The sequence below is a fragment of the Micromonospora sp. NPDC003944 genome (assembly GCF_053605225.1).
This window is the reverse complement of sequence record NZ_JBSGIV010000030.1, coordinates 36,851-50,942: the sequence shown is the minus strand read 5'-3', so window position 1 is coordinate 50,942 and position 14,092 is coordinate 36,851. Positions and strand designations below refer to the sequence as shown.

The 14,092-nt window shown below is 70.2% G+C and carries 12 protein-coding genes; 9 read left to right on the top strand and 3 right to left on the bottom strand.

The features are described from left to right. Nucleotides 1–249 precede the first annotated feature (249 nt). The gene (locus ACWER9_RS16855) at nucleotides 250–4,617 is read left to right on the top strand and encodes a HAMP domain-containing protein (RefSeq protein ID WP_452302686.1); all 4,368 of its coding nucleotides are present in this window, start codon (nucleotides 250–252) and stop codon (nucleotides 4,615–4,617) included. Continuing rightward, entirely contained in the window at nucleotides 4,614–5,168 is a 555-nt protein-coding gene (locus tag ACWER9_RS16850) for a response regulator (RefSeq protein WP_452302685.1), read from the top strand. The genes ACWER9_RS16855 and ACWER9_RS16850 overlap by 4 nt, the downstream gene beginning before the upstream one ends. A 14-nt stretch (nucleotides 5,169–5,182) precedes the next feature. On the opposite strand, the gene ACWER9_RS16845 is transcribed toward ACWER9_RS16850, so the two are convergent. Next, nucleotides 5,183–5,518, bottom strand: coding sequence for an STAS domain-containing protein (locus ACWER9_RS16845; RefSeq protein ID WP_053652159.1), 336 nt, complete (start codon nucleotides 5,516–5,518; stop codon nucleotides 5,183–5,185). 180 nt (nucleotides 5,519–5,698) lie between these two features. On the opposite strand from ACWER9_RS16845, the gene hemL reads away from it, so the two are divergent. The 6 genes from hemL to ccsB all read left to right on the top strand — a co-directional run bounded on the left by hemL (nucleotide 5,699) and on the right by ccsB (nucleotide 11,730). Beyond that, the gene (gene hemL / locus ACWER9_RS16840; protein WP_452302684.1) at nucleotides 5,699–7,036 is read left to right on the top strand and encodes a glutamate-1-semialdehyde 2,1-aminomutase; all 1,338 of its coding nucleotides are present in this window, start codon (nucleotides 5,699–5,701) and stop codon (nucleotides 7,034–7,036) included. A gap of 63 nt (nucleotides 7,037–7,099) precedes the next feature. Continuing rightward, complete coding sequence (locus tag ACWER9_RS16835; RefSeq protein ID WP_357555879.1) at nucleotides 7,100–7,747, top strand: histidine phosphatase family protein; 648 nt, start codon at nucleotides 7,100–7,102, stop codon at nucleotides 7,745–7,747. Beyond that, entirely contained in the window at nucleotides 7,747–8,316 is a 570-nt protein-coding gene (locus ACWER9_RS16830; protein ID WP_452302683.1) for a TlpA family protein disulfide reductase, read from the top strand. The genes ACWER9_RS16835 and ACWER9_RS16830 overlap by 1 nt, the downstream gene beginning before the upstream one ends. Next, nucleotides 8,316–9,134, top strand: coding sequence for a cytochrome c biogenesis CcdA family protein (locus ACWER9_RS16825; protein WP_452302682.1), 819 nt, complete (start codon nucleotides 8,316–8,318; stop codon nucleotides 9,132–9,134). Before ACWER9_RS16830 ends, ACWER9_RS16825 begins: the two co-directional genes overlap by 1 nt. After that, nucleotides 9,134–10,759, top strand: coding sequence for a cytochrome c biogenesis protein ResB (gene resB, locus ACWER9_RS16820; protein ID WP_452302681.1), 1,626 nt, complete (start codon nucleotides 9,134–9,136; stop codon nucleotides 10,757–10,759). The genes ACWER9_RS16825 and resB overlap by 1 nt, the downstream gene beginning before the upstream one ends. Beyond that, on the top strand, nucleotides 10,759–11,730 hold the full coding sequence (gene ccsB / locus ACWER9_RS16815) for a c-type cytochrome biogenesis protein CcsB (RefSeq protein WP_452302680.1): 972 nt from the start codon (nucleotides 10,759–10,761) through the stop codon (nucleotides 11,728–11,730). Before resB ends, ccsB begins: the two co-directional genes overlap by 1 nt. A gap of 121 nt (nucleotides 11,731–11,851) precedes the next feature. Here the strand turns inward: ccsB and ACWER9_RS16810 are convergent, their stop codons facing one another. After that, nucleotides 11,852–12,328 (bottom strand): MarR family winged helix-turn-helix transcriptional regulator, encoded by a 477-nt coding sequence (locus tag ACWER9_RS16810; RefSeq protein ID WP_452302715.1) that lies wholly within the window; start codon nucleotides 12,326–12,328, stop codon nucleotides 11,852–11,854. 82 nt (nucleotides 12,329–12,410) lie between these two features. On the opposite strand from ACWER9_RS16810, the gene ACWER9_RS16805 reads away from it, so the two are divergent. Beyond that, nucleotides 12,411–12,965, top strand: coding sequence for a carboxymuconolactone decarboxylase family protein (locus tag ACWER9_RS16805; protein WP_452302679.1), 555 nt, complete (start codon nucleotides 12,411–12,413; stop codon nucleotides 12,963–12,965). Between the two features lie 25 nt (nucleotides 12,966–12,990). Here ACWER9_RS16805 and ACWER9_RS16800 read toward each other — a convergent pair whose 3' ends face one another. Continuing rightward, on the bottom strand, nucleotides 12,991–13,866 hold the full coding sequence (locus ACWER9_RS16800) for an alpha/beta fold hydrolase (RefSeq protein ID WP_452302678.1): 876 nt from the start codon (nucleotides 13,864–13,866) through the stop codon (nucleotides 12,991–12,993). Between the last annotated feature and the right edge of the window lie 226 nt (nucleotides 13,867–14,092).

Here is a 14,092-nt window from a genome sequence, read left to right as displayed (position 1 = left end):
AGCCGATCACCCGATCGCGGGCTGTCGCGTCGCTCAGCGGCGTAACGGTCGACGGGTCGAAACGACAGGCGCGGGAGCCGCGCGAGGTTTGCGGTGCGCCGTGCCGGATCGACGCCGATCGGGCGGGTCGAGGGAGCGATCGATGCCACCTGGCGGGTCGCGCACCCTGGCACCACGGCGCGCGCGGGCACAATATGGGGTGCCGGTGTGTCCGCACGGACCGGCGCCCCCCGAGTTGAGCGAGGAATGATGACCACGGCGAAGCAGTCGGTGGCGGATCCGTCCGCGCCCGACCACGAGGCGCTCCTCGGCGAGCTGACCGAGGCACTGCGACGGATCGGTCGCGGCGACCTGAAGGTCCGGCTTCCCCGCCGCGCGGGCGCGGCCGGTGAGGTGGCGGACGCCTTCAACGAGGTGGTCTCGCTCCAGGAGCGGCAGTACCTCGACCTGCGGCGGATCAGCCGGATCGTCGGTCGCGACGGCCGGCTCACCGAACGGCTCGACGACGAGGGGCTGGACGGCTCCTGGGCGGAGGGGCAGCGGGCCATCAACTCGCTCATCGACGACCTGGGTCGACCCACCACCGAGATCGCCCGGGTGATCGTGGCGGTCGCCGACGGTGACCTGTCCCAGCACATGGCGCTGGAGATCGACGGTCGGCCGCTGCGCGGTGAGTATCTGCGCATCGGCCGCACGGTGAACACGATGGTCGACCAGCTGTCGTCGTTCTCCAACGAGGTCACCCGGGTGGCCCGTGAGGTGGGCACCGAGGGCAAGCTTGGTGGCCAGGCCGACGTGCGGGGCGTCGCCGGCACCTGGAAGGACCTCACCGACTCGGTCAACACGATGGCGTCGAACCTGACCGGCCAGGTGCGGTCGATCTCGCAGGTCGCGACGGCGGTGGCCAAGGGCGACCTGTCGCAGAAGATCACGGTCAGTGCGCGTGGTGAGGTGGCCGAGCTGGCCGCCACGATGAACTACCTCACCGACACGCTGCGGCTCTTCGCCGAGCAGGTGACCCGGGTGGCCCGTGAGGTGGGCACCGAGGGCAAGCTGGGCGGGCAGGCCGAGGTGCCGAACGTGGCGGGCACCTGGAAGGACCTGACCGACAGCGTCAACTCGATGGCGTCGAACCTGACCGCCCAGGTCCGCAACATCGCGCAGGTCTCGACGGCGGTGGCGCGCGGCGACCTGTCGCAGAAGATCACGGTGGCGGCGCAGGGCGAGATCCTGGAGCTGAAGGACACCGTCAACACGATGGTGGACCAGTTGTCGTCGTTCGCCGACGAGGTGACGCGGGTGGCCCGTGAGGTGGGCATCGAGGGCAAGCTCGGCGGCCAGGCCCAGGTGCGCGGCGTCTCCGGCACCTGGCGTGACCTCACCGAGAACGTCAACCAGTTGGCCGGCAACCTGACCAGCCAGGTCCGCAACATCTCCCAGGTCTCGACCGCGGTGGCCAAGGGCGACCTGTCGCAGAAGATCACCGTGGACGCCCAGGGCGAGATCCTGGAGCTGAAGAACACCGTCAACACGATGGTGGACCAGTTGTCGTCGTTCGCCGACGAGGTGACCCGGGTGGCCCGTGAGGTGGGCACCGAGGGCAACCTGGGCGGTCAGGCGCAGGTCAAGGGCGTCAGCGGTACGTGGCGGGACCTGACCGACAACGTGAACTCGATGGCGTCGAACCTGACCAGCCAGGTCCGGAACATCGCCTCGGTGACCACGGCGGTGGCGAAGGGTGACCTGTCGCAGAAGATCACGGTGGACGCGCGGGGCGAGATCCTGGAGCTGAAGTCGACTGTCAACACGATGGTGGACCAGTTGTCGTCGTTCGCCGACGAGGTGACCCGGGTGGCCCGTGAGGTGGGCACCGAGGGCAAGTTGGGCGGGCAGGCGCAGGTCCGCGGGGTCGCCGGCACCTGGCGCGACCTGACCGACAACGTGAACTCGATGGCCTCCAACCTGACCGCCCAGGTGCGGAACATCGCCCAGGTCTCCACGGCGGTGGCGAAGGGTGACCTCTCGCAGAAGATCACGGTGGACGCGCGGGGCGAGATCCTGGAGCTGAAGTCGACCGTCAACACGATGGTGGACCAGTTGTCGTCGTTCGCCGACGAGGTGACCCGGGTGGCCCGCGAGGTGGGCACCGAGGGCAAGCTCGGTGGTCAGGCGCAGGTGAAGGGCGTCTCCGGCACCTGGCGCGACCTCACCGACAACGTGAACTCGATGGCCTCCAACCTGACCAGCCAGGTTCGCAACATCGCCTCGGTGACCACCGCCGTGGCGAAGGGCGACCTGTCGCAGAAGATCACCGTGGACGCCCAGGGCGAGATCCTGGAGCTGAAGTCGACCGTCAACACGATGGTGGACCAGTTGTCGTCGTTCGCCGACGAAGTGACGCGGGTGGCCCGCGAGGTAGGTATCGAGGGCAAGCTCGGTGGTCAGGCGCAGGTGAAGGGTGTCTCCGGCACCTGGCGGGACCTCACCGAGAACGTCAACCAGCTCGCCTCGACGCTTACCACGCAGTTGCGGGCCATCGCCCAGGTGTCCACCTCGGTGACCCGCGGCGACCTGACCCAGCGGATCGCGGTCAAGGCGCAGGGCGAGGTCGCCGAACTGAAGGACAACATCAACCAGATGATCGTCACCCTCCGGGAGACGACCAAGAAGAACGCCGAGCAGGGTTGGCTGGACTCCAACCTGGCCCGGATCGGCGGCCTGTTGCAGGGCCAACGTGACCTCGGCGAGGTCTGCCGCATGATCATGACGGAGGTGACTCCGCTCGTCGACGCCCAGCTCGGCGCCTTCTTCCTGGCCGACGACACCGACGGCAGCATGCGGCTGAGGTTGACCTCCTCGTACGGGTACGTGGCGCGCGGGCACGACGTGACCTTCGGGCCGGGTGAGGGGCTGGTCGGGCAGACCGCGCTGTCCCGGCGCACGATCCGGGTCAGCGCCTCCCCGAACAGCCGGCTCACCCTGCGCTCCGGGCTGGCCGAGACACCGCCGTCCGACCTGGTGGTGCTCCCCGTGCTGTTCGAGGGCGAGCTGCTCGGGGTGATCGAGTTCGCGAGTGTGTCGGCCTTCTCCGAGCTGCACCTGTCGTTCCTGGAGCGGCTGGTGCTCACCATCGGCATCGCGGTCAACACGATCCAGGCCAACAGGCGTACGGAGGAGCTGCTGGCCCAGTCGCAGCGGTTGGCGCACGAGATGCAGGAGCAGTCGGCGGAGTTGCAGCGCACCAACGCCGAGCTGGAGGAGAAGGCCACGCTGCTGTCCGAGCAGAAGGGCAACATCGAGACGAAGAACCGGGAGATCGAGCTGGCGCGGCTGGGCCTCGAGGAGAAGGCGCAGCAGTTGACCCGGGCGTCGGCGTACAAGTCGGAGTTCCTGGCCAACATGAGCCACGAGCTGCGGACCCCACTGAACTCGCTGCTGCTGCTGGCCCGCCTGCTTGCCGAGAACTCGGAGCAGAACCTCAGCCCGAAGCAGATCGAGTTCGCCCGTACCATCCACGGCTCCGGCTCCGACCTGCTGCGCCTGATCGACGACATCCTCGACCTGTCCAAGATCGAGGCGGGTCGGATGGACGTCGAGCCGACCGAGATCCGCTTCACCGAGCTGCGCGGCTTCGTCGAGCAGGCGTTCGCGCCGCAGGCTGAGGAGAAGAACCTGGACTTCCAGGTGCGGGTGAGCAAGGAGCTGCCGCCGGCGTTGGTGACCGACGCGCAGCGGTTGCAGCAGATCCTGCGCAACCTGCTCTCCAACGCGGTGAAGTTCACCGACAACGGTGCGGTGACGCTGCGGATCGCCCCGGCCGCCGACAACGCGGTCTTCGACGTCCCGGCGCTGACCAACGCCCAGCAGGTGATCGCGTTCACCGTGATCGACACCGGGATCGGCATCTCCGACGACAAGCTGTCGATCATCTTCGAGGCGTTCCAGCAGGCCGACGGCACGACCAGTCGCCGGTACGGCGGCACCGGCCTGGGCCTGTCGATCAGCCGTGACCTGGCCCGTCTGATCGGCGGCACCATCACCGTCTCGTCCGCGCCCGGCCAGGGCTCGACCTTCACCCTGTTCGTGCCGCAGGTGCTGGCCCCGGACGCCGTGGTCGCGCCGCAGACGCCGTCCCCACAGCGCGCTGGCCTGCCGTCGTCGCTCTTGATGCCGCCACTGGAGCTGCTGCCGGAGCGGCCGGAGGCACCGGCCACCCGTCAACTGGACGGCGCCACGGTGCTGATCGTGGACGACGACGTTCGCAACGTCTTCGCCTTGACCAGCGCGTTGGAGCTGCACGGGATGACCGTGCTGTACTCGGACAACGGGGCGGACGGTGTCCGCCTGCTGGCCGAGCACCCGGAGGTGGACATCGTGCTGATGGACGCCATGATGCCGGACCAGGACGGTTACGAGACCACCCGCCAGATTCGCCGCAACCACCGGTTCGCCGACCTTCCGGTGGTCTTCCTGACCGCGAAGGCGATGCCTGGCGACCGCGAGTCGGCGCTCGCCGCCGGGGGCAGCGACTACATCACCAAGCCGGTCGACCTGGACGACCTGATCGAGTTGATGTCGTCCTGGATCAACGGCAGCCGGACCGAGGAGACTTCGTGACCCAGATGGCCAAAGCGCTGCTCGTGGACGACCGGCGGCAGAATCTGACGGCCCTGGAGGCCATCCTCCAGGGCCTGCCGGTCCAGTCCGTGGCGGTGGAGAGCGGCGAGGCGGCGCTCAAGCAGCTGTTGGTGGACGACTTCGCGGTGATCCTGCTGGACGCGCAGATGCCGGACATGGACGGCTTCGAGACGGCGAGCCACATCAAGCGCCGCGAACGGACCCGGCACGTGCCGATCATCTTCCTCACGGCCGCCGACCGCGACGCCCAGCTCGCCCTCCGCGGCTACCAGGTGGGCGCGGTGGACTACCTCACCAAGCCGTTCGACCCGTGGGTGCTGCGGGCCAAGGTGTCGGTCTTCGTCGAGCTGTGGGTGAAGACCCGGCAGTTGGCCACCCAGTCGGACCTGGTCCGGGAGCGCGACACCCAGTGGCGTCGGCTCACCGACGCGGTCGACGAGGCGACCGCGCTGCTCCGCTCGGACGACCCGGAGGTCCGCGACCGAGCGGTAGGACTGCTCGAACAGGCCCGCTGGGGCAACACCGCCTGACGGGGCGGGGCGGCTCAGCCGGCGGGCTGGTCGTTGCGGATCATCAGGGCGCTGCGGAGGCCGGTGATGTCGAGCACCCGGATCAGGAAGTCGCCCACGTGCGTCAGCATCAGCAGGCTCTGCGCGTGACTGGCCTTGCGGCTGAGCACGACAAGGGTGCCAAGCCCCTGCGAGTCGCAGAAGGTGACGCCGCCGAGGTCGAGCACGATGCGAGGGGGCGGGTCGGCCAGCACCTCGTTGACGACGGTGGAGAGCTGCGCCGCCGTGAGCATGTCGATCTCACCGGCCAGGCGCAAGACTGCTTCGTCGCCCGTCCGGTGTAGCGTGATGGACAGTTCGGCACGATCCACCCGGTCAGCCTAGCGCGATCCGACCGACCTGGCCTGTCGAGGCCGTGAGCCGTCGCCGTCCAGGCCACAGGGGCCCCGGGCCGGTGCCGCTGACCGGCGCGGGTTGATGGGGTGAGCCGGGTAACCCGACCACGGGGTGGCTGCTGGTTGACCGTCCGGCGCTGTCACAATGGCGGCATCGTGACCGACATCTTTCCCGCCGGATCCGGCCGCTACCCAGCCGATGCGCCGGCCTCCGAGGCCCTGTTCGACCGCGCCCGCGCCATCGTGCCGGGCGGGGTGAACTCCCCTGTGCGCGCCTTCCAGGCGGTCGGCGGCACCCCGCGTTTCATGGTCCGTGGCGAGGGCCCGTGGCTGTACGACGCCGACGGTCGCCGCTACGTCGACCTGGTCTGCTCCTGGGGTCCGCTGATCCTCGGGCACGCCCACCCGGAGGTGGTGGAGGCCGTCCAGGCCGCGGCGGCCCGGGGCACCAGCTTCGGCACGCCCACCCCTGGCGAGGTGGAGCTGGCCGCCGAGATCGTCGCCCGGACCCCGGTCGAGCAGGTCCGCCTGGTCAACTCCGGCACCGAGGCGACCATGTCGGCGATCCGGCTGGCCCGCGGCTTCACCGGCCGTTCGAAGGTCGTCAAGTTCGCCGGCTGCTACCACGGCCACGTCGACGCTCTGCTCGCCGCCGCCGGCTCCGGCGTGGCCACCCTGGGCCTGCCCGACTCGCCAGGCGTCACCGGCGCGGCGGCCAGCGAGACGATCGTCCTGCCGTACAACGACATCCGGGCCGTCGAGGAGGCGTTCGCCGCCGAGGGCCCGCACATCGCCGCGGTGATCACCGAGGCCGCCGCCGGCAACATGGGCGTGGTGGCTCCCCGCGACGGCTTCAACCAGCAGCTCGCCCGGATCGCCCACGCGCACGGCGCGCTGCTGGTGGTGGACGAGGTGATGACCGGGTTCCGGGTCTCCCGCTCCGGGTGGCACGGCCTCGACGCCTCCGACGCCGACCTGTGGACGTACGGCAAGGTCATGGGTGGTGGCCTGCCCGCCGCGGCGTTCGGCGGGCGGGCGGACATCATGGCGCGGCTCGCGCCGGCCGGCCCGATCTACCAGGCCGGCACCCTCTCCGGTAACCCGCTGGCCTGCGCCGCCGGCCTGGCGACCCTGCGGCTCGCCGACGACGCGCTCTACCAGCGCCTCGACGACACGGCCGCCGTCGTGGGCAAGCTGGCGTCCGACGCGTTGGCCGCCGCCGGGGTCCCGCACCGACTGTCGTACGCGGGCAGCATGTTCTCGATCTTCTTCACCGACGCCGACGTGGTCGACTACGACAGCGCGCGCACCCAGCAGGTGCCGGCGTTCAAGGCGTTCTTCCACGCGATGCTCGCCGCCGGGGTGTACCTGCCGCCGAGCGCGTTCGAGTCGTGGTTCGTGTCGGCGGCGCTCGACGACGCCGCTCTGGAGCACATCGCGGCCGCGCTGCCCACGGCGGCGAACGCGGCGGCGGCAGCTAGTCACGGGGGTTAGCGTGAGCGCGAGGAGTGAGCCGATCTTGCGAGCCCCGCAGTCGGGAACAAAGGGGGCGAGGTCTTGAGCAAGACGGTGGTTCACGTGCTGCGGCACGGTGAGGTGCACAACCCGGACCAGATCCTCTACGGCCGGCTGCCCGGTTTCCGCCTGTCCGAGCTGGGCGTGCAGATGGCCAAGGCCGCGGCGGAGGGCCTGGCCGAGCGGGAGATCGTGCACGTGGTGGCCAGTCCGCTGGAGCGCGCCCAGCAGACCGCCGAGCCGATCGCCGCCCAGTTCGGGCTGCCGGTCGGGGTGGACGAGCGGCTCATCGAGAGCGCCAACTGGTTCGAGGGCAAGAAGGTCTCCCCGGGGGACGGGTCGTTTCGCGACCCGCGCAACTGGTGGGTGCTGCGCGACCCGGTGACGCCGTCCTGGGGTGAGGCGTACCGGGTGATCGCCGAGCGGATGTTCGCCGCCGTGCACGCCGCCCGGGTCGCCGCCGAGGGGCGCGAGGCGGTGCTGGTGTCGCACCAGCTCCCGATCTGGACACTGCGCCGTCACGTCGAGCGCAAGCGGCTCTGGCACGACCCACGTAAGCGGCAGTGCGGGCTGGCGAGCCTCACCTCGTTCCACTTCGACGGCGCGAAGGTGGTGGGCATCGGCTACAGCGAGCCGGCCGCGCACCTGATCGCTCTCTCCGCGACAGCCCGGACGGCCAAGGGGGCCTGATGAACGCCCGGAGGTGGACCGCCGGTCTTCTCGCCGCCGTCGCCGCGGCGGCCCTCGTCGGCTGCACGTCGTCGAAGGGGCAGGAGAAGACCTGTACGACGACCACCGACGGGATCTTCGAGTGCGCCCCCGACCAGCGCTCCGCACCACCGAAACTCGCCGGTGAGCTGCTCCTCGGCGGCAGCTACGACGTGAGCCAGGCTCGCGGGCAGGTGGTCGTGGTCAACTTCTGGGGTTCCTGGTGCGCGCCGTGCCGCGCCGAGGCGGACGACCTGGAAGCCGTCTACCAGGCCACCAAGGGTTCCGGGGTGAGCTTCCTCGGCATCAACGTCCAGGACCAGCGGGACAAGGCCAAGGCGTTCGAGCAGGGCCGGGTCACCTATCCGAGCCTCTTCGACCCGGCCAGCCGGCTGGCGCTCGACCTGGACATCCCGCCGAACACCGTCCCGGCGACAGTGGTGCTGGACCGGGAGGGCCGGATCGCCGCGGTGATCCGCGCGGCCGTCAAGCAGGAGGGCCTGCAACCGATCGTCGAACGGATCGCCGCCGAGAAACCGGCGTCGAACTGATGGGCGAGACCTTCCGGAATCTGGCGCTGAGCGGGCCACTGCTGCTCGCCATCGGCGCGGCGGCGCTCGCCGGCCTGGTCAGCTTCCTGTCCCCGTGCGTGCTCCCGCTCGTCCCCGGTTACCTGTCGTACGTGACAGGCCTGGCCGGGGCCGACCTGGAGGGCCGGCGGGCTCCGGCGGACCCGGCAACCGGCGGCGCCGGCGGTGTCGCGGTAAAGGAGCGGACCGCGACAGCGGCAGTCAAGGGTCGGGTGCTCGCCGGGACGCTGCTCTTCATCGGCGGCTTCACCGTCGTGTTCGTTGCCACCGCGATCCTCTTCGCCGGCATCGGTCGGGTCTTCTTCGACTACGAGCGCGAACTACAGATCGTCGTTGGCCTGCTGATCATCGTGGCGGGGTTGAGCTACCTCGGGATGATCCCCGCCCTGCAACGGGAGTTCCGGATCTCCCGGCTGCCGTCGGCCGGGCTGCTCGGTGCGCCGGTCTTCGGGGCGGTCTTCGCGCTCAGTTGGGTGCCCTGCACCGGCCCGACCCTCGGCGCGGTGATGGGCATGGCCACCGCGAGCGGCCAGAGCGACCGCGCCGTGGTGCTCGCGGTGGCGTACTGCCTCGGGCTGGGGATACCGTTCGTCGTCTTCGGGCTGGGCTTCGAACGCCTGCTCGGGGTCTTCCGCGCCGTCCGGCGCAACAGCCGCTGGGTCACCCGGGTCGGCGGTGCTCTGCTCATCCTGATCGGCCTGGCGCTTGTCACCGGCGGATGGCAGAGCTTCGTGATCTGGTTGCAGACCACCGTCGGGGTGGGCGAGGTGAGCATCTGATGACGGTCGTCGACGATCGGCCGGAGACCGTGGCGCCCGCGCCCCGCCGCCGGCCCAACCGGCTGCTGGCCCTGCTGCGCAACTCGTGGCGGCAGCTCACCAGCATGCGTACGGCTCTGATCCTGCTCTTCCTGCTCGCCATCGCCGCAATCCCCGGCTCGGTGCTGCCGCAGCGCGGAGTCAGCCCGGAGAAGGTCAACGAGTACTTCGTCGACCACCCGGACTGGGCCCCCCGGCTGGACCGGATCGGCGCGTTCGAGGTCTTCGGCTCGGTCTGGTTCTCCGCGATCTACCTGCTGCTGTTCACCTCTCTGATCGGCTGCATCACGCCCCGCCTGCGCGACCACATCCGGGCCCTGCGCTCCCGGCCGCCGGCCGCGCCGAAGCGGATGGCCCGACTGCCGCAGCACACCGTGCTGCCCGCCCCACCCGGTGGGGCGGAGGCCGTGGCCGAGGTGCTGCGCAGGCGCCGCTGGCGGGTGCAGGTGCGGGGCGACGAGGTCTCCGCCGAGAAGGGCTACCTCAAGGAGACCGGCAACCTGCTGTTCCACACCTCGCTCATCGCGGTGCTGATCGGCGTGGCGCTCGGTTCCTGGTACGGCTGGAGCGGCAACCGGCTGCTGGTGGCGGGCGAGGACAAGGCGTTCTGCAACACCCGCCAGCAGTACGCCGAGGCGAAACTCGGCCCCCGGGTGGACAGCACCGACCTGCCCCGCTTCTGCCTGCGGCTGGACGACTTCGAGGCCCGCTTCCTGGAGAGCGGTCAGCCGGACTTCTTCAACGCGAAGGTGACTGTCGACGGCCCGGACGAGCCCACCCGCAGCGCGAACTTCTCGGTGAACTCGCCGCTGCGCCTGAAGGACGCGAGCGTCTACCTGCTCGGCCACGGGTACGCCCCGGTGATCCGCTACACCGACCGGTTCGGCAGCAGCCAGATCAGCGACGATCCGTTCCTGACCACCGGCGACATGGGCCTGACCAGCGAGGGGTTGGCGGCCTTCCCGGACGCCAACGTCGACCCGGCCACCGGGCAGCGAGTGCCGGACCAGCAGATGGCTTTCACCGGCATCTACCTGCCCACGGCACCCGACAAGGGGCCGTTCGCCCGTTCGCTGTACCCGACCGAGCGCAACCCGGCACTGAACCTCGTCGCCTACCGGGGCAACCTCGGCCGGGACGCCGGCATCCCCGGCTCGATCTACCAGCTCGACCAGCGGCAGGTACGGACCGGCAAGGTCAAGGAGGTCGGCACCAAGCTGCTGCGAAAGGGCGAGACCTGGACGCTCGACGACGGGGCAACCGTCGAGTTCCTGGGCACCAAGCGGTACGTCACCCTCTCCATCCGGCACGACCCCGGCGCGACGCCGCTGCTGATCAGTTGTGCTGTCCTGCTGGTCGGGCTGATGGGTTCGCTGTTCGGGCGGCGTCGCCGGGTGTTCTTCCGGGTGGTGCCGGGCGACCCCGGAAAAGGATCTCCGACAAGCGGTAGTAGCTTGATGGAGGTCGGCGGGTTGCCGCGTACCGACTATCCCGGGTTCGCCGAGGAGTTCGCCCAACTCGTCGCCGCGGTCAAGGGCGACGAGCCAGCGGCCGAACGGGCCGGCGTGCGAGAAGGAGCCGAGTGATGTCCGCACTCTCCGACAATCTGGTGACCTTCGCGATCCTGGCGTACCTGATCGCGATGATCGGTCACGCCGTGGAGTACGCGCTTGGCAACGTGCGTACCCGGGTCGCCACGGCAGCGCCGGTGCGGGAGTTGGTGACCGCCGGCGGCGGTGTCTCCCCGACGCCGCCCGCGCCGGTCGCGTCGCCGCCGACGGCCGACCGCAGCGCCGGGCGTGCCCGGCTCGCGGGACTGATCGGGGTGGCGGCCACCGCGGTCGCCGCTGCGTTGCACCTGGCGGCACTTGTCACACGCGGGCTCGCCGCAGACCGGATGCCCTGGGGCAACATGTACGAGTTCGTGCTCACGGTGACGTTCATCGGGGTCGCCGCCTGGCTCGTGGTGCTCTGGAAGCGGCAGTCACTGCGCAAGCTCGGGCTCTTCCTCACCCTGGTGATGGTGCTGCTGGTCGCCACCGCCGAGCTGGTGCTGTACGTGCCGATCGTGCCGCTGGTGCCGGCGCTCAACTCGTACTGGTTCATCATCCACGTCTCGACGATCGTCTTCGCGTCCGGCATCTTCCTGCTCGGCGTGGTGCCGGCGGTCGGCTTCCTGATGCGCAACGGGTACGAGCAGGGCAAGCGGAGCTTCCCGTACACCCTGGCCAAGCGGCTGCCCGGCGCGGTCGGCCTGGAGCGGCTGACCTTCGCGCTGCACGCCTTCGCGTTCCCGATCTTCACCTTCGCGGTGATCGCCGGTGCCATCTGGGCCGAGGCGGCCTGGGGTCGCCCGTGGGGCTGGGACCCGAAGGAGACCTGGGCGTTCATCTCCTGGGTGGTGTACGCCGGCTACCTGCACGCCCGCGCGACGCCGAGCGTCAAGCGCAACGTGGCCACCTGGATCGCGGTGCTCGGCTTCCTCACCATGCTGATGAACCTGTTCGGCGTGAACATCTTCTTCACCGGCCTGCACTCGTACGGCGGGCTGGACTGACCGTTGATCCACTCGGTTTCCCGGAAACCGGGGTGTCCCGGCGGCCTGGAAACCGCGGTTTCCTGAAAGCCGAGTGGATCAAGCCTGCCGAGTGGGTCACGCTCGTTGGAGTGCTGGTCGATCAGCCGCCGAACCAGCCCGGCACGTCGAGTCGGAACCAGTTGGCCGAGGCCATCGTGCGCAGGTCGTCCTCGATGGCGGTGACCCGTTCTGGGCCGAGCGTGCCGGCCCACCGCTCGCGTAGTCGGTCGAAGATCTCGGCCGAGCGGCGCAGCCCATCGGCGCCGCGCGCGGTCACCCGGACCAGCCGGCGTCGGGCGTCGGAGGGGTCGTCGACCCGCTCCAGGTAGCCGACGGCGACCAGCCGGTCGACTGTCTTGCCGGCGGCCTGCTTCGAGATGCCCAACCGTTGGCCCAGTTCGGTGGCGGTGGTGCCGCCCGCGCCGACGGCCTGGAGCACGAAGCCGTGCAGTGGCCGCAGCTCCGGGTGGCCCTCCCGGGCCAGCTCGGCGTGCAGGTCGTCGATGAGCGTCCGGAAGCCGGCCAACAGCAGCAGCGGCAGCGCGAAACCCGGACGCGCGGGATCAGCGGTTGCCACGTTCGACAACCACGTTTACTATATCGTCAACCACGTTGACTATCTTACGGTCCCCGACCCTGGCCGCGGAAAGCAGGTAACCGTGCCCGTCTTCACCACCCACACCACCGAGACCGCGCCCGCCCCCGCACAACGGGCCATCGAGGGAGTACGCCGCCAGTTCGGCTGGCTGCCCACACCGGTGGCGCTGATGGCCGAATCACCGCAGTTGCTCGCCGGCTTCCTCACCGCGAATGCGGGCTTCGAGCAGACCGACCTCACGCCACTGGAACGCGAGGTGGTCGTCCTCGCCGTCGCCACCACCAACGAGTGCCACGTCTGCGTCGCCCTGCACACCGGCACGCTCACCCGGCTCGGGGCGACCACCGAGCTGATCACCGCTCTGCGGGCCGGCTCGGCGCTGCCCGAGCCACGACTGGAGGCACTGCGCCGGTTCACGCTGGCGGTGCTCGACCACCGGGGCGCGGTGCCCGACGACGGGTTGAACGACTTCCTGGCCGCCGGCTACCAGCCCCGACACGCGCTTGACGTGGTGCTCGGGGTCGGCGCGTACACCATCTCCACCTTCGCCAACCGGCTCACCCGGGCACCGCTGGACCCGCCGCTGGCCGCTCACGCCTGGACGCCCGCAGCCTGACCGGACACGCCCCGCAGGCAGCGCCTCAGGCCGCACCGAGGAAGTCGCGAAGCAGGGCGAGCATCTCGTCCGGGCGCTCCTCGTAGAGCCAGTGCCCGCAGTCCCCGATCACCTCGCCGCGGACCGTGTCGGCGTACCGACGGACCTGCTCGGCGATCTGCCCGCCGAGGCTTGCCGCCGCGCCGACGGCCAGCACCGGCATCGTCAGCTTGGTGCCCGCATACGCCGCGTTGTCCGCGATGTCCTGCTGGAACGCCCGGAAGTAGGCGAAGCTGGCCCGCAGATGCGCCGGGTCGCGCAGATGGCTGGCGAACTCCTCGATGTCGGGCGCGGCGATGCTTCCCTTGCGCACCATCAGGGCGTCGGTGAACCGCTCCACCCAGAGCGACTCGCGCCCGCTCACCAGTTCTTCCGGGAGCCCGTTGCCGAGGGAGAAGTAGCCGAAGTTCCACACCCCGGGCCCGGCCGCGGTCAGCGCGGGGTACGTGTAGATGCTCTCGTCGGGGATCGGCGCCTCGGTGAGCGCCAGCCGACTCACCCGCTGTGGATGGGCGGCCGCGTACGCGTACGCCACCATGGTCCCCAGGTCATGTCCGACCAGCCGGAGGTCACTGACCAGGCCGAGGTGGTCGAGCAGCCCGTGCAGGTCGGCGGCCACGGTCTTCTTGTCGTACCCGCCGTCCGGGGCGTCGCTAGCCCCGAAGCCGCGCAGGTCGGGCGCGACCACGTCGAAGGAGCGCCCCAACTCGGGCAGCAGGTGCCGCCACATGTACCAGCACTGCGGATACCCGTGCAGCAGCACCAGCGGTGGGCCGGTGCCGCCCCGGACGTAGTTCATGGTGATCTGGCCGACCCGCGCCCGTTGCTCGGTGAACCCGCTCGGCACCCGTTCCTCGCCCATCGCCGCCTCCGTCCGCCGTCGCGCCCGCGCTCGACCTGCGCGGTTCGTGCACGCCGGTCCTCTGCCACTCGCCGCCTGCCCGGCTACCCGCTCAACCGCCCGCCATGCCCCGCCAGGTGCGGGCCTGTCCATTGATCCACTCGCCTTCCTTGACGTCGCGGTGTCCGGCAGCCTGGGACACCGCGACTTTCTGAAGGCCGAGTTGATCTGGATCCGGCGAGCGTCA